Genomic DNA, 18,998 nt, shown 5'->3' with positions numbered 1-18,998 from the left:
GTGAAAAGCATTAAACGACCAATTTTTATATCATTTTTGGCTTTTGTATTTGGAGAGTTTATTGCTGAAACTAATTTATATAGTGGAATAAGGATTGGGATTATAATTATTTCCATTGTATTTATAGTAGGTTATACAATCATCACTAAACAACAGGTAAGTTTTTTAGTGGTGATTTTTTTGTTTTTGGTTATGGGTTTGGTTATTACCAAATCAGAACAGGCTACCAGAGATGAAATATATTCCATAGAAGACGGTAATGTTAAAGTAAGTGGGACAGTTGCAAAAATAACAGAAACGAAAATGGGGTACGGAATTTATTTAAGGAAATCCAAATTTGACGCTGGAAAAAATGAAAATATAATTGTATATGCAGAGGATGTTTCTAAAATAAAAATAGGCAATGTAATAGAAGTGCGGGGAGATTTTGAACAATTTGAAAATGCACGTAATCAGGGCAATTTTGACAGCAGGAAATATTACGAAAGTCTTGGTATATACGGGAAGCTTAGTGCTAATAAGATTGTTGTAATCGATAAAAGAGTCAACATTTTTAAAGAAAATATACGCCAGTTAAAAAGCTTTATTGAAAAAAGACTTGATGATATATGCAATAAAAATAAATGGAATTTGGAAATATTAAAAAATAAAAATTCCATGTATGAGGCAATACTGTTAGGCGATAAAAATAATCTGGATACTGAAATAAAAGACTTGTACGCTTTTTCGGGAATTGCTCATGTGCTTGCTATTAGTGGGCTGCATATAAGCATCATTGGCATATTTATTTACAATAGCCTTAGAAGGAAATTTAAGTTTTTTGTATCAGCATTTTTTTCAATAATAGTGGTATTTTTATTTGGCTTTCTGTCAGGCATGGCTGTGGCAACAATTAGGGCAATGGTTATGTTTGCGTTAAGATTAATAGGTGATGCCATAGGAAGAAATTATGATGGTCTTACGTCTATGTCCCTTGCAGGAATATTGTTACTTATCAACAATCCTTTTATTATTTACAATTCGGGCTTTCAGATGTCCTTTGCAGCAATTTTTTCCATAATAATAGTATGGAAAAAAATAGAGTATGTTTTTCAGTTTAAAGAAAAAATTAGAAATTTAGACAAAAACAAAGAGAACGATAACGTTATATCTAAAAAAGATAGAAGAATAAATAAATTAAAAAAAGCAAAGTACAAATGTGAAAGCTCCTTAATGTTTAGTGCAGTAGTGTCAATATTTATGAGTCCTATAGTAGCATATAATTATTATTCATTGCCAACCTACGGGTTCTTGCTTAATCTTATAATTATTCCGCTAATGAATATTGTTGTTATATCAGGAATTGTTGGAATTATGTTGTCTTTAATAACAACAACGTTAGGAGTAGTAGGTATAATGCCGGGAGCGTTGGTTTTAGAATTTTATGAGAAATTATGTGATTTAATGGCTGATGTACCCTTTTCAAATATAACTGTGGGAAAGCCTGAAGTATGGCTGATAGTGTGTATTTATATATTATTTCTAATAGGAGTGTGTTGGTTAGAAAAAAGAAGAAAACAATTTGAAAGGGAAGAAAAAGTATTACGGAAAACTGTTCCTTTAGGCGGGATAACAATGATTGAAAAATTAAATATAGAGAGAAATAGAAGAGTAAAAGAGTTACAATTATACAGCGTTTTCCTTTTGCAAATTGTTTTATTCCAAGTTGTGATTTATGGTTATTATCCTGTAAAAAATAACATTGTGAATAGTAAAAAACTAAATATATCAATGCTTGATGTGGGACAGGGTGATGGGATATTTTTAAGAATGCCTAACAACACAACAATGCTAATAGACGGTGGAAGCACCACAGTAAAAAATGTGGCAAAGAACAGAATTGTACCAACTATTCAGTCAAGGGGACATGGAACAATAGATTATGTGGTAGTTACACATTGTGATGAAGACCATGTTAACGGTATAAATGAGCTTTTAAACAGTAGTATCAAAAAACTAAAGATTAAAAATATCATATTGCCTGACATATATTTAAAGGATAAAAAATACATGTCAGTTGTAAACAGTGCAGAAAACAATAAAATAAATGTACTTTACATTACAAAAGGGAATAGCCTGAAAATAGGTAATGTGAAATTTACCTGTTTAAGTCCCGGAACGGAATACATAAATGATGACCGAAATGATTATTCAACGGTTTTGAGATTGGAGTACCATCAGTTTTCAATGGTTTTCACAGGGGACATATCCGGTGAAATCGAAGAAAAAATACTGGAGGACAAGTTAGTGGTTAATAATATAAGGGAATGTGTTGCCTTAAAGGTAGCTCACCATGGTTCAAAATATTCTACAACAGACAGGTGGCTTGAGAAAATAAAGCCAACTTATTCATTTATTTCCGTAGGAAAAAACAATATGTACGGGCATCCCACACAGGAAACTTTAGATAGATTGGAGCAGGTGACTTCCAAAATATTTAGAACAGACTATTCAGGAGAAGTGGATATAATAAGTGATGGCAAGGAGATTAGTATAATAGAAAACATAAAAAATACAGATAAGTAAGAGTGGTTACTTGTTCATCAATTTAATGTATGTTAAAATTATGAACAATGTAAGAAAAAGATACAATTATGGAAAGGCAGAAAAGTGAAAACATTATCAGAAGATATAAAATCAGGAAATTTTAAAAATGCATATTTAATTTGTGGTGAAGAGGAATACCTAAAGCTTAATTATAAGAATCAGATGATTAAGGCAATTGCAGGTGACGATACCATGAATCTGGCTTTATATGAAGGAAAAAACTTCGATGTTAATGAAGTAATAGATAATGCTGAAACATTTCCTTTTTTTGCAGAACACAGATTAATAGTTATGGAGTCAACAGGGCTTTTTAAAAGCGGTGGAGAACAATTAGCAGAGTATATGTCAAAAATCCCTGAAAGTACGGTTTTTTTGTTTGTAGAACAGGATGTGGACAAAAGAAGCAAGATGTACAAGGCTGTTAAGGCTAATGGTTATATTTGCGAGATTAACAGACAGACGGAAAAAGACTTAAGTATGTGGGCTGCAAGAATATTTGCACATGACGGTAAGAAAATAACTAATGCTAACATGTCGTATTTAATAGGTAATGTTGGAACGGACATGGAAGTTCTTTCCAGAGAAATCGAGAAGCTTATTAGTTATGATTTAGACAAGGACGTTATATCCAAAGAAGATATAGATGCGGTGTGTATTAAACAGTTGAATGTTAGAATATTTGACATGGTGGATGCAATTTCCGTAAAGAATCAAAAGAAAACTTTGGACTGTTATTATGAGTTAGTAGCAGAAAAAGAACCACCAATGAGAATATTGTTTATGGTTTCAAGACAGTTTAACTTAATCCTTCAGGCAAAAGATTTATCAGCAAGAGGCATGGATAGAAATGCAATAGCATCTGTAATGGGTGTGCAGGGATTTATTGCAAACAAAAGCATTAATCAAAGCAGAAACTTTTCTGTAAATGAATTAAAGCTGGCATTAGCAGATTGCGTTGCAACAGAAGAGAATATAAAAAAAGGCATAATGGATGAAAATATAGGAGTGGAAATGCTCTTAGTTAAATACAGTAGAAAGAATTAAAATAAGAGAAAATAAATAAAAAAATAGAAAGAATAAAACAAAAAGAATAAAATAGAAGAACTAAAAAGAGATAAACAAAAGATAAAAATAAGCAAAATAAAACGCCGGTTAAAAACCGACGTTTTATTTTGTTTGCTTAAAATTAAGCAATTGTGTTTACTAATTTTGTTAATCTAGAAACTTTTCTAGCTACGTTGTTCTTGTGGTAGATACCCTTTGAACCAGCCATTGTAATAGCCTTTGTAGCTGCCTTTAAAGCTGCTTCAGCTGCTGCCTTATCGTTAGCTGCTACTGCTGCTTCAACCTTCTTAATTGAAGTCTTAACTGCTGACTTAACGCCTTTGTTTCTTTCGTACTTTGTCTGATTAACTAAAATTCTTTTCTTTGCTGACTTAATGTTAGCCATTTTTCTTACCTCCGCGATAAATAAAAATTATAAAATTTGATTTCCGTTGAGAGAGATTGGAAATCAGTTTCATAGTCTGTATCCTTTGGAATATGCGGACTAGATACAGACATCAAGATTTATTCTAGTAAAAAAGCACAATGTTGTCAATACTATTTGTAGATAAAAACAGAATAAAAATAAAATAACAAATGACAGAACAAAAAAGGCAAAGCAAAAAGGAGATTAACCATGAAAAATATTTATACAGATTTAGCGCTGGAAGAAAGAGAAAAATTTAACAGGGATATTCAAATAGAAGGAGTTGAAAGTTATCAGAAAAAAGAAAATAGCGTAAACATGCTGACCACAGTTGTAAAAATTGTTAATGAAAAAGGAAAAGAAACCATGGGCAAACCAATTGGAAGCTATATTACAATGGAATCTACCAAAATCAGATATTCTAAAGAAGCCCATAGAAGAGAGCTGGGAAAGTTTTTATGCAATTATTTAAAAGAGATTACATCAAAAGAAAATATCAAATCAATCCTTATAGTAGGTCTTGGAAATTCAATGGCGACCCCTGATGCATTAGGTCCCAAAACTGCAAGGGATATAATATGCACTAAGAACATATATTGTATGGCACCGGGGGTTTTATCACAAACAGGCATGGAAACTTACGACATTATAAAAGGTGTGGTGTCCCAAATTGATCCAGATTTAATTATTGCAATAGATTCTTTAGCAGCAAGAAACGTTAGAAGAATTACAACAACAATTCAAATAACAAACACAGGTATTACCCCAGGCTCAGGAATCGGAAATCACAGAAAAGGTCTAAACGAAGAAAGTCTTGGAAAAAAAGTAATAGCCATAGGCGTGCCAATGGTTGTAAGTGGTGCCACAATTGTAAATGACACAATGGAAAATTTAATAAGAATACTTTCAAAAATAGAAAACAATCCCATTGGAAATGCTTTTAAAGACTACACACCACAGGAAAAATATCAATTGTTTGAGGAACTACTGTCAGAAGAAACAGAGGACTTGTTTGTGACACCAAAAGATGTAGATGAAATTGTTGACAACTTAAGTAAAATAATTGCACATGGCATTAATGATTTTTGCAGGGAAGTGTTGTCATAACCTAAAGTTTTTCCACATATATTATATAAGTGGGACAAAGGTGGGGGAAATATGTGTAAAGGTACTTTTTTTCAAAATCTCATGAAAATAATAATCGTAATATTATGTGTATATATTGGAGTAAGGTGCGTAAGCATAATGACTAAAGAGGATATAAAAGACCAGACAGGCAATGTTATAAACGATGCATCGGACATAATTGCCAAGGAACTTGTGGAAAATGGTGATGTAATGAAACAATATGTGTTATATGTTGAAAATCACAAATCTTTATCAACAGCAGCAAAGAAAAAAGTCCTTAACGAAATAGTTTCTGAGTATATTGCAAAAAGTGAGTACACTTATAATATTGATGATCCAGGTTACAAACAAGTAATTAATCTGGTGTATGAAAATGCGAAAAGCACGGAAACAAAAGAAAATCCCACAACAAAGAAAAATATAGATAAGACAAAAAAAACAACAAAGAAAAACAAAAAAGATAAAGTTGTTAAAACAGCCACAAAAATAATTGTACCAAAGCCAAGAATTAATGGAAAAGTTTATACGGCAAGCAATATTGGAAGTTTCAACAACATTCTTAGCAAGTATTATATTGTAACGTCTGCCACAACATTTAAAGAAGCGGATATGCCTTTAAAATCAGCCATTAATGAAAAATTCAAAATAAAGGGAAATAATAAAAAGCCCCAGATTCTAATATATCATACTCATTCAAGGGAGGAGTTTGTAAATAGCAACGGAAATGATGACACTACAATAATCGGAGTAGGTGACAGACTTTGCAAAATCCTAAAGGAGCAGTTTGGTTATAATGTAATCCACGACAAAACTTATTATGACATTGTAAATGGAAGACTGGACAGAAATGAAGCTTATGACCAGTCAAGAGTAGGCGTAAGAAAAATTCTAAAAAAATATCCGTCTATAAGTTTGATTTTAGATGTTCATAGAGATGGTGTAAATACAGGGACAAAACTTGTAACCGAAATAAATGGTAAGTCTACAGCACAGGTTATGTTTTTTAATGGAATGTCAAGATTTAAGACAACAGGAGATATAGGATATTTATACAATCCTTATTTATATGAAAATTTAGCTTTAGCATTTCAAATGAAACTTAACGCGGAATGTTATTATCCGGGTTTTGCAAGGCATAATTATGTAAATGCATATAAATACAATTTAGATTTGTGCAAACAATCCATGCTTATAGAAGTGGGTGCACAAACTAATACATATCAGGAGGCAAAGAACGCAGCAGAACCGTTAGCCTGGTTAATAAATATCGTCATGGGAAAAAAATAAGGATAATAACTAAAAAAGTTACTATCCTTAAAAACATTATAAAATCCATATTATATATTGATTTATAAGTTATTTATTATTATTAATTAATAAATAGTTGATTTGATTATAAATAGTTAATAATCAAATAATCATTAATCAACTGTTATTTGTTTCCTGTAGAACCAAATCCGCCAACTCCACGAACTGTTTTTGAGAGTTCCCCAACTTCTGTAAAGTCAACTTTTAAAAATGGAGCAATTACCATCTGGGCAATTCTGTCACCAGGTTCAACAGTTTTAGCCTCGTTAGAGTGATTGTATAGTGCGACAGTGATTTCACCTCTGTAGTCAGCATCAACAACTCCGACTTTATTTGCAGGGGCAAGTCCTTCTTTACATGAAAGACCGCTTCTGGCATATACGAAACCTGCATAGCCCATAGGAATTTCCATTGCGAGTCCTGTGCCAATGAATTCAGTTGCTCCGGGAGCAATTGTAACAGGATTATCAATAGCAGCATATAAATCTGCACCTGCTGCGTATTCAGAACCGTATGTTGGTATTACAGCGTTTTCCTTTAATTTTTTTATGTTCATAAAATACCTCGTCTATTAAATGTAAAATAATTTTTTTAACAATATTGCAAAACTACAGTTGCTTTTCCCACAAGACAATTTTCTTCTCTTTTAGAGTTTCAGGAATTTTAATTAATCTCTGATTCTCTGAGCCTCTAAATGTAAGAGAAATGTTTCGTAAGGCTTCAATGTAAGGCCCGTCAACTAAAACATCTATATAAGATAACAACTCTCTTGTTTCAGGATACTTAACATACATGTTTTCCATAATATCCTTTTCAAAAACATAACCTGTAAAACACCAGATGGTTTTGTTGGGATAGACTTCTTTTATTTTGCGTGCCAATGGTAAAAGACCACGCTGGTTTTCAATTTCCAATGGTTCGCCACCAAGAAAAGTAACGCCGGCATAAGCACCAAAACTTAAAGTGTCAATAATGTAATCAATAGTTTCCTGTGTAAACTCTTTCCCGTAATTAAAATCCCAAGCCTGTTCATTAAAGCAACCGGGACATCTATGATTGCATCCGCTGACAAAAAGGGAAAGTCTGATTCCCGGTCCATTTGCAATATCATATGTTTTTAATTCAGCGTAATTCAAAAAATCACTCCTTAAATATTGTCTCTAACAGCTTTACTTACAACATCTGCAACATCAGGATTAAATGCTTCAGGTAAAATATTTTCATCATTTAATTCATCATCAGGAACAAGTGATGCAATTGCAAGAGCAGCAGCTAATTTCATTTCTTCTGTAATCTGCTTTGCACGACCTTCTAAAGCACCCTTGAAAATTCCAGGGAATGCTACAACATTGTTTACCTGGTTAGGGAAGTCAGAACGACCAGTTCCAACAACTCTTGCACCTGCAGCCTTTGCTACATCAGGCATAATTTCAGGAACAGGGTTAGCCATTGCAAAAATAATGGCGTCCTTATTCATTGTTTTAACCATTTCTGCTGAGACTATGTTTGGAGCAGAAACACCAATGAAAATATCTGCACCAACTAAAGCGTCTGCAAGTTTTCCGTTTTGGCCTGAAAGGTTAGTAACTTCTGCCATTTCTTTCTGAGCCCAGTTTAAATCTTCAATATCTTTTGAAAGAATGCCATATAATCCACAGATAGTAACATCCTTAAAACCGTAAGTTAAAAGAAGTTTGCAAATTGCAATTCCTGCAGAACCGTCGCCATTAATTACAACCTTGCAGTTTTCCTTTTCTTTTCCAACAACCTTAAGAGCATTAATAATTCCTGCTAAAACAACAATAGCAGTACCATGCTGATCATCGTGGAAAACAGGTATATCAAGTTTTTCCTTAAGTTTGCTTTCTATTTCAAAACATCTTGGAGCTGAAATGTCTTCTAAGTTAATGCCACCAAAGCCGGGAGCAATTCTTGCGACTGTGTGGACAATTTCATCAGGATCCTGTGTGTCAAGGCAAATAGGAACGGCATTTACACCACCAAATTCCTTAAATAAAACAGCTTTTCCTTCCATAACAGGCATTGCTGCTTCAGGACCAATATTTCCAAGACCAAGAACTGCGCTGCCGTCAGATACAACAGCTACAGTGTTTGCTTTCCATGTATATTTGTAAACATCATCAGGGTTTGCAGCGATTTTTCTGCAAGGTTCTGCAACACCCGGTGTATAAGCTAAAGATAAATCTTCGCGGGTTTTTACGTGACATTTAGCTTCTGTGCTTAATTTTCCATTTAATTCTTCATGCAATTTTAATGCTTTTTCATTAGTTGTCATGATAAACCTCCATATATATTTAATTTTACGTGTTATGAAACTACACAACTCAGATAAGTATACCATAATTTAAAAATTAACACTATGATTTTTTGGTGGTGTGTGTTAGAATATGTATCTAATGAATTTAAAAAGTCTTTAGGGAAGTCCCCTAGTGAATCCCATGTGAATTATAAATCAATATTACTTTTTATATTTACAATATGAAAATCAATTTATTTACTACGGACAGAAAATTTGGCTCTGTTTGTGAAAGGAGATTATTAGTAAAATGAGAGAAAAATTGCAATCATTACCAGTGGGAGAGTTAAGAAAAATTGCAAAAGAAAATGGCATAAAATCTGTTACAACATTAAGAAAACAACAGTTAGTTGACATGATTTTAGAAGTTACACAGAGAAAAGAAAAAGAAGCTTCAAGCAGTGAACCGGAAACAGTTGAAAAAAATGAAGCAGAAACAGCCACAAACAGTGAAGCAATACAGAGTGACGATAATAATGAAAAGAATATAGAAAAAGAAAGTGGAAAATCTCATCCTACAGCAGAATATGGTACGGGAGAACATAGAGTTAGAAGAAGAGTTGTTCATAAGTCAAAGGAGGAACAGATAGAACATAAAGATGAAATTCCAAATGAACAAGGCAAAATGAGAACAGGTATTTTGGAAGTTATGCCTGATGGATTCGGCTTTATAAGATGTGATAACTTTCTACCGGGAGATGATGACGTTTACGTTGCACCATCTCAGATTAAAAGATTCAGACTTAAAACAGGAGATTATGTAACAGGTAGAGTTAGAGAAAAAAGAGAAAATGAAAAATTCGGTGCTTTATATTATTTAGAAAAGGTTAATGACGAACCACTAGATAAAGTAATGAACCGCCCTAATTTTGAAGATCTTACACCGATTTTTCCAAATGAAAGATTACACTTAGAAACAGATGGTCACAGTACAGCAATGAGAGTTGTGGATTTGGTAAGCCCTATTGGAAAAGGACAAAGAGGAATGATAGTTGCTCCACCAAAGGCAGGTAAAACAACATTACTTAAAGAAACAGCAAAAGCTGTATTAAAAAATAATCCCGAAATGGAAATCATAATTCTTTTAATAGATGAACGTCCGGAAGAAGTAACAGATATTAAGGAAGCAATCAGAGGTGACAATGTTGATGTTATTTATTCAACATTCGATGAATTACCGGAACACCACAAGAGAGTTTCAGAAATGGTAATAGAGAGAGCTAAAAGATTAGTAGAACATGGGAAAGATGTAATTATTCTTTTAGACAGTATTACAAGACTTGCAAGAGCCTATAACATGACTGTTCCACCAAGTGGAAGAACTTTATCAGGTGGTTTGGATCCGGCAGCACTTCACATGCCAAAAAGATTTTTCGGTGCAGCCAGAAATATGAGAGAAGGTGGCAGTCTTACAATTCTTGCAACTGCGTTAGTTAATACAGGAAGTAAAATGGATGACGTAGTATATGAAGAATTTAAGGGAACAGGTAACATGGAACTTGTACTTGACAGAAAATTATCAGAGAAGAGAATATTCCCTGCAATTGATATTGCACAGTCAGGAACAAGACGTGAAGATTTATTGTTAAGCAATGACGAATTAGGTGCTTCATATATAATAAGAAAAGAAATGAACGGCATGAGAAAAGAAGATGCAGTAGAGCAGATTCTAAATTTATTTGCCAGAACCAAAAATAATGATGACTTTATTAAGCAAATCGCCAAAATTCGAGTAAGCCATAGCAGAAGATAAGGTTTTTTATAAAAAAATGAAATCTTTTTGCTAAAAGGGTTGTAAACTATGAAATGCTATGTTATAATGGCTAGGCTATTGAGTAAAAACGGATTGGCGTTGCCAATATGCATAAAAAATAATTCAAAGAGGTGAATGTAATGAGAGAAGGAATCCATCCAGATTACCAGGAAGCAACCGTTACATGTAACTGTGGTAACACATTCGTAACAGGTTCAACAAAACCAGAGCTTCATGTTGAAATTTGTTCAGCATGTCATCCATTCTACACAGGACAGCAGAAAGCTATTTCAGCTCGTGGTAGAATTGATAAGTTCAACAAGAAATATGGTATCAAATAATTTTTAAGGATAACAGGTTGAGAAGCAATTCTCAACCTATTTTCGTAATTAGATAAATTTTTGTTACAAAAGGTGAATTATATATGAGAAATAACAAACTAGGCTCTTCCGGTATTGGCGGTCAGGCTGTCATGGAAGGGATTATGATGAGAAATAAGGAACACTATGCTGTGGCAGTAAGACAGTCAGACGGTTCCATAATTGTAGATACACAGGAATATAAAGGCGTAACAGGAAAGAGTAAGAAATTTCAATTACCATTCATCAGAGGGATTTTTAGTTTTGTGGATTCTTTAGTATTGGGAATCAAGACACTAACATATTCCGCACAGTTTTTTGATGATGATGAAAACTTTGACGAGGAACCGGGACAAATTGAAAAATGGCTTTTAGGAAAAGTTGGTGATAAAGCTGAAAAAGTTATAATGGGACTTACAGTGGCGTTTTCCGTTATAATTGCAGTAGCTTTATTTATGGTTTTGCCATTATTTATTGCTGACTTAATGGAGAAATGTATTCCATGGGTTAAAACTTCTTACGTGCCGGCTATTGAAGGCGTGGTAAAGATTCTTATTTTCATAGGATATTTAATATTAATTTCTTTAATGAAGGATATTAAGAGAACGTTTATGTATCATGGAGCAGAGCATAAATGTATTAACTGTATTGAGAACGGTCATATACTAACAGTCAATAATGTAAGAAAAAGTTCACGCTTTCACAAAAGATGTGGTACAAGTTTTCTTTTAATTGTTTTGGTTATTAGTATTATATTTTTTATGATTATAAGAACAGATGTTGTTTGGTTAAGATATTTTCTTAGAATTCTGATGGTGCCTGTAATAGCAGGCGTGTCTTATGAGTTCATTAGAAAAGCAGGTACATCTGATAACAAAATCATCAATGCTTTAAGCATGCCGGGCCTTTGGATGCAGAAAATAACAACAAAAGAGCCTACTGACGACATGATAGAAGTTGCCATTGAGGCTGTTGAAGCTGTATTTGATTGGGAACAGTATTTAATTGATAATGGAATTGCTGCAAGAAGACCAAGAAAAGTTAGAAAGCAGGTTTCAAAAGAAAATATAGCGGATATTGATCCGGATGTTGATAGAGTGTTAAATAAGTCAATAGATAATGCATTAAAGAGAACATATGTTGATAATTCTGTGAATCCTGAAAGGGATAACATTGGAGATAATGACTTTGAAACATACAATCAGGGAGTTAATAATCAGCAGGAAGAAAAGAAAGTTAAAACAGGTTCAGGATATAATTGGAAGTTTTAGTTATTGAACTGATAAAAGATGCCATACAACAGTTAGAAAAAGCAAACATAGCAGATGCAACGGTTGACAGTTGGCTTTTATCAGAGGAAATATTAAATGTAAAAAAACAAAATTATTATATGAATATGGGTATTACTGTTAATGAAGAATTAGCAGCAAAATACAAAGAAGCTGTTAATAAAAGAGCAGAGCATATACCTTTACAGCATATTATTGGGTATCAGCAGTTTTTGGATTATAAGATTTTGGTTAATGAGAATGTTTTAATCCCAAGACCTGAAACAGAACTTTTGGTTGAAAAAGTTACTGATTTTATAGGTAATAATGAAATGAAAGTTCTTGATATGTGTACAGGTTCAGGTTGTATAGCAATAGCTGTTGATAAAATGTGTGACAAGGCATCAGTTGTTGGAGCAGATATTTCAAAAGATGCCTTAGAGGTTGCTGTAAAAAACAACGCCTTAAATCATGCAAATGTTGAATTCACAAAGAGTGATATGTTTTCAAACATAGAAGGAAAATATGACGTAATTGTTTCCAATCCACCGTACATTCCAACTAAAGATGTTGTGGAATTAGAACAGGAAGTAAAGGAGCATGATCCACTTCTTGCGTTAGATGGAAGTGATGACGGATTAAAATTTTATAGAATTATTAGCAAAAATGCTGTAGAATACTTAAGGGAAAAAGGAATGCTTTTTCTGGAGATTGGATATGACCAGGGAAAAACAGTTCCTGATTTGCTAAAAAACAATGGATTTACAAATATAAAAGTTTTTAAAGATTTATCGGGGCTTGACCGTATGGTTGTTGCCGGAAAGGAATAAAAATGTTTGATAAATTAGATGGTATACTTGAAAGATATGACGAAATATTAGAACAGTTAAATGATCCTAACGTTGTTAGTGATCAATCAAATTTTAGAAAACTTATGAAAGAACAAAGCGACTTGGCTCCTATTGTTGAATTGTACAAGAAATATAAAGAAGCTAAGCAAACTATTGAAGACAGCCTTGCAATTCTTGATGAAGAATCAGATGAAGATATGAGAGAACTTGCAAAGGAAGAATTAAACGAAGCAAAGGCATCTATTCCGGAAATGGAAGACCAGTTGAAAATTCTTCTTTTACCTAAAGATGAAAATGATGACAAAAACGTTATTGTTGAAATCAGAGGTGGTGCAGGTGGTGATGAAGCTGCTTTATTTGCCGCTGAATTATACAGAATGTATTGCATGTACGCTGAAAGCCAGAAGTGGAAAACAGAAATGATTTCTGTAAATGAAAATGGTCTTGGAGGTTTCAAGGAAGTTGTATTTATGATTAACGGTCAGGGAGCTTACTCAAGATTAAAATACGAAAGTGGTGTACATCGTGTACAGCGTATACCTGTTACTGAATCAGGCGGTCGTATTCATACATCAACTGCAACAGTTGCAATTATGCCTGAAGCAGAAGAAGTTGACGTAGAAATAGATATGAACGATTGCCGTTTTGATGTATTTAGAGCATCAGGTAACGGTGGACAGTGTGTAAATACAACAGACTCTGCTGTAAGACTTACACATATACCAACAGGAATTGTAATTTCATGTCAGGATGAAAAATCACAGTTAAAGAACAAGGATAAAGCTTTAAAGGTACTTCGTGCTAGACTTTACGAATTAGAATGTCAGAAGAAACAGGACGCAGAGTCAGAAGCAAGAAGAAGCCAGATTGGTACAGGAGACCGTTCTGAAAAAATCAGAACATACAATTTCCCACAGGGACGTGTAACAGATCACAGAATTAAATTTACTACACATAGACTTGAAAACATTATGAATGGTGACTTAGATGAAATCATCGATAATTGCGTAGCAGCAGATCAGGCTGCAAAATTAGCACAAGTAGAAGATGAATAAAGTGGATTGAATAATTTATCTTTTCCAGTAAAAATAGCTACAGTTAGAAATACACCTTGTTCTAACTGTAGCTATTTTTTTATTGTGAAAAGCAAATAACATAATTTTCTATACTGAATAGCATGGTGTGCCTAATATTGTTTCGTAGGATGAACAAATCTTGTCTGCCAGACTTACAATGTAGCTTTCTCTGTATTTTGGTGGCTTAATGTTTAATGGAAACATATGCTTGGCAATAATGTCCATTTCAATGTTTGTTAATTCAAAATCTTTACTTGCATTATTTAAGGCTGTTTCCGCGTGACTAAAACCATGCCATTTGTGGGAATCGTCTGCCACGTGCCAATCATAAAGAAAATAATCGTGTAGCAGTGCACCACGAATTAAACTGTTATAGTCGCATCTTAAATGCATTTTCTTTGCAATGTAAAAACTAACGTAGGCAACAGCTACACAATGATCTAAAGTTGAAGTGTCGCCATGTTGAATGTATTTATCCATTCTTTTTACTTTTTCATTTTCAATTATAGGTTTTGCAATTTCTGCAAACTCAATTCTAATAATTTCCTTATTCATATCAACCTCATTGTAAAAAACTCTAACTATTTAATTATATTGTAAAAAAACTGGATTTGCAATTGTTTACTTATTATTCTTAGGTTATAATTTAAATATGTAAAATTTGTGAAAATACTAAAGTGAATTATTTTTAAACGAAAGAGATTAGAAGGTTATTTGCCTGCTTATATGCAGACAAAGGTAAAATAAAAATTTTTAACTCTGTAGTTTAAAAAGCTTTTTTAGTATTTCAGAAAAGGAAGAATATGCCAAATATTATTGAAATACAGGATTTAAACAGTGAAGAATTAGATATATACGGAAGATTTTCAGAGAGCAGATTATTAAATTTATATGCACCTAATGGCGGGATTTTTATTGCTGAAAGCCCAAAAGTTATTGAGAGAGCATTGGATAGTGGTTACAAGCCTGTGTCTGCTTTAATTGAAAAGAAACATATTGAAACACAAGGTCAGGAAATCATAAAGAGATTAGGGGATGTACCAATTTATACAGGAGAGTTTGATTTGCTTACTAACCTAACAGGCTTCAAGCTGACCAGAGGAATGCTTTGTGCAATGAAGAGAAAAGAACTTCCTACGGTAAGTGAGGTTTGCCATAATGCAAAAAGAATAGCTGTGCTTGAAGATGTGGTAAATCCAACAAATGTGGGGGCAATTTTTCGGTCGGCGGCAGCTTTAAATATTGATGGAATAATACTTACATCAACTTGCAGCAATCCTCTGTACAGAAGAGCAATAAGAGTAAGCATGGGGACGGTTTTTCAGATAAAATGGACAATTGCCCACACTAAGAAGAAAAACATTAACGAAATTTTACACCAATTAGGCTTTAAGACGGCAGCAATGGCTTTAAAGGAAGAAAGTGTAAATATTGATAATGATGCTTTAATGAATGAAGATAGGCTTGCAATAATTCTTGGCACTGAAGGGGAAGGTCTTACAGAAGAAACAATAAATGGAAGTGACTATACAGTGTGCATACCAATGTCTAACGGCGTGGATTCGTTAAATGTTGCGGCGGCAAGTGCAGTTGCGTTTTGGCAGTTGGGAAATAAATAAAAGGTATTGATTTTATAATGAAAGAACAAAACAACAGAATAGTTCGAAAAGAAAAATATAATATAGCCGGGTTGAAAGTTTTAATGACAACTTATTATGAAGAAACATACAAAAGAGCAAAAAAATATATTGCTAAAGCTGAGAGCTGGGATGAAAAGGAGGCTGACATTGTCATAGACTTGGGTAATGAGACCTATGAAAAAATCCATGATGAATATATGCCTTATTTAAACTGTGAAGCCATAGAGTATATATATACAGGAAGTTATTTTCATCATAAATTGTTAAAATACAATGGGTGTATGCTTCATTCATCAGGTGTGGTTGTGGATGGATATGCATATTTGTTTTCGGCAAATAGCGGCACCGGGAAATCAACTCATACAGGGCTGTGGTTGGAACATTTTAAAGATAAAGCTTATATAATTAATGATGACAAACCGGTGTTGAAAAAAGAAAATGACAGTTGGTACGTTTATGGAACACCATGGAGTGGTAAATATGACATTAATGCAAATAAAAAAGAACTTCTTGGTGGGATAGTTTTTTTGGAAAGGTCCAAGACAAATTATATAGAGCCATTGCAGGTAAAAGATGCAATTCCGTTATTCTATAATCAGACAGTAAAAAGTTTCAAAAAAGTTGAAAGCATCGAGTTAGTGTTAAAAACTTTAGAACAGGTATTAACGGAAAATCCCATATACAAAATGGGCTGTGACATATCAGATAGTGCAGTGGAAATGGCTTATAATACAATCAAAATAATGGAGGCTAGGATGAAAATAAAACAGGGATTTATTTTAAGAAATGTTGCCGGGAACAATGTTGTTGTGCCTGTAGGTGAGGCAACAATAGATTTTAATGGCATGATGAGTTTAAATGAAACAGGCGCGTTTTTGTTTGAGAAAATGATAGAGGGAACAACAAAGGAGCAGTTAATTGAGCAATTAATGAGCCAGTACGAAATTGATGCAGATACTGCAAAAAATGACGTTGAAGAATTTATTGAGAAGGTAAAGAAGGAGAATTTGTTTGAATAAAATAGTTCAAATAGAAGATATAGTTCCCATTATTGAAGAACAGCTTAAATCAGGCGGCAAGGTTAGTTTTACGCCAAGAGGAACAAGTATGTTACCTTTGTTTCGGGACAATGTGGATACGGTTATTTTGGCAACACCGGAATTTACATTGAAAAAATACAATATTGTATTTTATAGAAGAAATAACGGTCAGTATATTTTACATAGAATTGTTAAAGTACAAAAAGACAGCTATAAAATACGAGGAGATAATCAGGTAGTTAATGAGTACGGCATATCAAAAGATAACATAATTGCTGTGGTTGTGGGATTTAAAAGAAATGGAAAAGAATATACAACAGCTAATATTTTATACAAAATTTACAGCATTATATGGGTTAAAACGGTTCTGCTTAGAAAATGTTATAGGAAGGGTAGAAGAATTCTGTCCAAAATAAAAAGAAAAACATTAAGAAAAGACGATTAAAACGATAAATGAAATGAGTAACAGAGATAATATGAATAAAAATTCAGGGTTAAAATGGACAATAAAAAATAGTAAAAAACAAATGCCATGGATTATTACACTAAGTGTTTCTAATATAGTGTTGGCTTTGATTGGCACTATATTAGCATTGGCAAGTAAGTTTGCAATAGATACCGCTCAAAAAGCAGCTACGTCAAAGACGAATGTAGAATTTGTGCATTACAAAAATTTAATTATTATTTATGGCATTATAATTTTCGGTATAATAGCCGGAAGAATGATATTAAGAATTTTTGCACAAAGTCTGTCTGTGAAAATACAGGCAAAATTGGAAATGAGTATGAGAGAAAGCCTATTCGCAAACATTATCAGCAAGGAATATGACAAAATAAATGTTTATCATAGTGGCGAACTAATGAACAGATTAACAGGTGATGTGGCAATTGTGGCTGGGGGAATAGCAAATATTGTCCCACAGTTTTTATATTTTGCAGCACAGTTTATGGGCGCTTTTGTTATTTTAATTATTTTTGATTGGAAATTTACACTGGTATTTTTAATAGCAGGCATAATAATCTTTGTGGTTACTTTATTTTTTAGAGGAAAATTAAAAAATCTTCACAAGAGAGTTCAGGAAACAGATGGCACTGTAAGGTCTTTTTTTCAGGAGACAATTGAGAGTATATTAGTTGTTAAAACTTTTGGCGTAGAAGAACAGTTTGAAGCAAATGGTAGAATTTTACAGCAGGAAAATTACAATACAAAAATGAAAAGACGTACCATAAGCATACTGGCAAACACAGGCTTTTCCTTTGTATTTAACGGTGGTTATTTATTAGGCTTAATATGGTGTGCCATGAAAGTTAGCATGGGGGTGATGACCTATGGAACCCTTACGGCGGTGCTACAGTTGATTTCACAGGTGCAGACACCTTTTGTAAATATTACGAAAGTCGTACCACAGTATTACTCAATGATAGCCTCAGCTGAAAGAATACAGGAAATTGAAAAAATTCCAAGTGAAGATGTGGAAGAAACAAAGATAGACACGCAGGAAATTTATAAAAAATTAAAAGAAATAAACATTAATAATATTTCATTTAGTTACGGTAGGTCTGCTATTATAGAAAGTGGCAATGGTAGGATTGCAAAAGGAGATTTCGTTGCCATTAGGGGCATATCAGGAATTGGAAAAAGTACATTAATGCGAATACTTCTAGGTGTTTTTAAGCCAACAGAAGGTTCAATTGATTTAGAGCTTGATAATAATAGTATAATGGAAATAAGTCCTAAAACAAGACCGTTGTTCTCTTATGTACCACAGGGAAACTACCTGTTTAGTGGAACTTTGCGTGAGAATATAATGTTAGCAAACAACAAAGCTACACAAGATGAAGTGGAAGAAGCTTTAAAAATTAGCTGTGTAAAGGATTTTGTAGACAAACTCCCTAAGGGATTGGATACAGTTATAGGCGAAAAGGGATTAGGCATTTCAGAAGGACAGGCACAAAGATTTGCAATAGCAAGAGCGTTAATCAGCGACGCGCCGATACTTCTGTTAGATGAAGCAACATCAGCATTAGACATTGAAACAGAAAAAGAAGTTCTAAAAGAAATAAAGAAATTAACTGAGAAAACGGTTATAATAATAACACATAAAGAGGCTGCACTGGAAGTGTGCAATAAAGAGATAATAATAAAAGATAAGATATTACATGTGAAAAATATTTAGACAAAAAAAGTCCGACATAATAAG

The 18,998-nt window shown here is 33.2% G+C and carries 18 protein-coding genes; 13 read left to right on the top strand and 5 right to left on the bottom strand.

Going from position 1 to position 18,998, the window contains the following annotated elements:
- Positions 1–2,565 (top strand): DNA internalization-related competence protein ComEC/Rec2, encoded by a 2,565-nt coding sequence (locus ACZM4J_RS01160; protein WP_489485469.1) that lies wholly within the window; start codon positions 1–3, stop codon positions 2,563–2,565.
- An 84-nt stretch (positions 2,566–2,649) separates the two neighbouring features.
- The gene (gene holA / locus ACZM4J_RS01155; protein WP_022164807.1) at positions 2,650–3,630 is read left to right on the top strand and encodes a DNA polymerase III subunit delta; all 981 of its coding nucleotides are present in this window, start codon (positions 2,650–2,652) and stop codon (positions 3,628–3,630) included.
- Positions 3,631–3,772: 142 nt separating this feature from the next.
- On the opposite strand, the gene rpsT is transcribed toward holA, so the two are convergent.
- Positions 3,773–4,036, bottom strand: a complete 264-nt coding sequence (rpsT, locus tag ACZM4J_RS01150) for a 30S ribosomal protein S20 (protein ID WP_022164808.1) — start codon at positions 4,034–4,036, stop codon at positions 3,773–3,775.
- Between the two features lie 231 nt (positions 4,037–4,267).
- Here rpsT and gpr point away from each other — a divergent pair, with 231 nt between their 5' ends.
- Both gpr and spoIIP read left to right on the top strand, forming a co-directional pair.
- Positions 4,268–5,164 carry a GPR endopeptidase gene (gene gpr, locus ACZM4J_RS01145; protein WP_489485468.1) on the top strand — a complete coding sequence of 299 codons (897 nt, stop codon included), beginning with the start codon at positions 4,268–4,270 and terminating at the stop codon, positions 5,162–5,164.
- A 138-nt stretch (positions 5,165–5,302) separates the two neighbouring features.
- Positions 5,303–6,472 carry a stage II sporulation protein P gene (gene spoIIP, locus ACZM4J_RS01140; protein WP_489485467.1) on the top strand — a complete coding sequence of 390 codons (1,170 nt, stop codon included), beginning with the start codon at positions 5,303–5,305 and terminating at the stop codon, positions 6,470–6,472.
- Between the two features lie 145 nt (positions 6,473–6,617).
- On the opposite strand, the gene dut is transcribed toward spoIIP, so the two are convergent.
- The 3 genes from dut to ACZM4J_RS01125 are packed head-to-tail and all read right to left on the bottom strand — an operon-like array spanning position 6,618 to position 8,789.
- Entirely contained in the window at positions 6,618–7,049 is a 432-nt protein-coding gene (gene dut / locus ACZM4J_RS01135; RefSeq protein WP_290988320.1) for a dUTP diphosphatase, read from the bottom strand.
- A gap of 52 nt (positions 7,050–7,101) precedes the next feature.
- On the bottom strand, positions 7,102–7,629 hold the full coding sequence (gene nrdG, locus ACZM4J_RS01130; RefSeq protein WP_022165811.1) for an anaerobic ribonucleoside-triphosphate reductase activating protein: 528 nt from the start codon (positions 7,627–7,629) through the stop codon (positions 7,102–7,104).
- 11 nt (positions 7,630–7,640) lie between these two features.
- Complete coding sequence (locus ACZM4J_RS01125) at positions 7,641–8,789, bottom strand: NAD(P)-dependent malic enzyme (protein WP_022165812.1); 1,149 nt, start codon at positions 8,787–8,789, stop codon at positions 7,641–7,643.
- Between the two features lie 271 nt (positions 8,790–9,060).
- Between ACZM4J_RS01125 and rho the strand changes: the two genes are divergently transcribed.
- The 5 genes from rho to prfA all read left to right on the top strand — a co-directional run bounded on the left by rho (position 9,061) and on the right by prfA (position 14,096).
- Positions 9,061–10,563, top strand: a complete 1,503-nt coding sequence (gene rho, locus ACZM4J_RS01120) for a transcription termination factor Rho (protein WP_022165813.1) — start codon at positions 9,061–9,063, stop codon at positions 10,561–10,563.
- A 140-nt stretch (positions 10,564–10,703) separates the two neighbouring features.
- Complete coding sequence (gene rpmE, locus ACZM4J_RS01115; protein ID WP_022165814.1) at positions 10,704–10,904, top strand: 50S ribosomal protein L31; 201 nt, start codon at positions 10,704–10,706, stop codon at positions 10,902–10,904.
- 83 nt (positions 10,905–10,987) lie between these two features.
- Positions 10,988–12,193, top strand: a complete 1,206-nt coding sequence (locus ACZM4J_RS01110; protein WP_022165815.1) for a DUF1385 domain-containing protein — start codon at positions 10,988–10,990, stop codon at positions 12,191–12,193.
- Complete coding sequence (prmC, locus tag ACZM4J_RS01105) at positions 12,181–13,020, top strand: peptide chain release factor N(5)-glutamine methyltransferase (RefSeq protein ID WP_022165816.1); 840 nt, start codon at positions 12,181–12,183, stop codon at positions 13,018–13,020. Before ACZM4J_RS01110 ends, prmC begins: the two co-directional genes overlap by 13 nt.
- 2 nt (positions 13,021–13,022) lie before the next feature.
- On the top strand, positions 13,023–14,096 hold the full coding sequence (gene prfA / locus ACZM4J_RS01100; protein WP_299056377.1) for a peptide chain release factor 1: 1,074 nt from the start codon (positions 13,023–13,025) through the stop codon (positions 14,094–14,096).
- Positions 14,097–14,204: 108 nt separating this feature from the next.
- Here the strand turns inward: prfA and ACZM4J_RS01095 are convergent, their stop codons facing one another.
- A complete protein-coding gene (locus ACZM4J_RS01095; RefSeq protein ID WP_022165818.1) occupies positions 14,205–14,672 on the bottom strand; it encodes an HD domain-containing protein in 468 nt (155 codons plus the stop codon).
- A 248-nt stretch (positions 14,673–14,920) separates the two neighbouring features.
- Here ACZM4J_RS01095 and ACZM4J_RS01090 point away from each other — a divergent pair, with 248 nt between their 5' ends.
- Genes ACZM4J_RS01090 through ACZM4J_RS01075 form a run of 4 tightly spaced genes read left to right on the top strand, consistent with a single transcriptional unit; the run spans position 14,921 to position 18,974 of the window.
- A complete protein-coding gene (locus ACZM4J_RS01090; protein WP_022165819.1) occupies positions 14,921–15,736 on the top strand; it encodes a TrmH family RNA methyltransferase in 816 nt (271 codons plus the stop codon).
- 17 nt (positions 15,737–15,753) lie between these two features.
- Positions 15,754–16,776 carry a PqqD family peptide modification chaperone gene (locus ACZM4J_RS01085; RefSeq protein WP_022165820.1) on the top strand — a complete coding sequence of 341 codons (1,023 nt, stop codon included), beginning with the start codon at positions 15,754–15,756 and terminating at the stop codon, positions 16,774–16,776.
- The gene (locus ACZM4J_RS01080) at positions 16,769–17,242 is read left to right on the top strand and encodes a S24/S26 family peptidase (protein ID WP_022165821.1); all 474 of its coding nucleotides are present in this window, start codon (positions 16,769–16,771) and stop codon (positions 17,240–17,242) included. Before ACZM4J_RS01085 ends, ACZM4J_RS01080 begins: the two co-directional genes overlap by 8 nt.
- Positions 17,243–17,273: 31 nt before the next feature.
- Complete coding sequence (locus ACZM4J_RS01075) at positions 17,274–18,974, top strand: ABC transporter ATP-binding protein (protein ID WP_302689765.1); 1,701 nt, start codon at positions 17,274–17,276, stop codon at positions 18,972–18,974.
- Positions 18,975–18,998: the final 24 nt, after the last annotated feature.

It is taken from the genome of Eubacterium sp. (genome assembly GCF_057858645.1).
The sequence above is the reverse complement of the archived record's forward strand: the minus strand, read 5'-3'. Positions and strand labels throughout refer to the sequence as shown.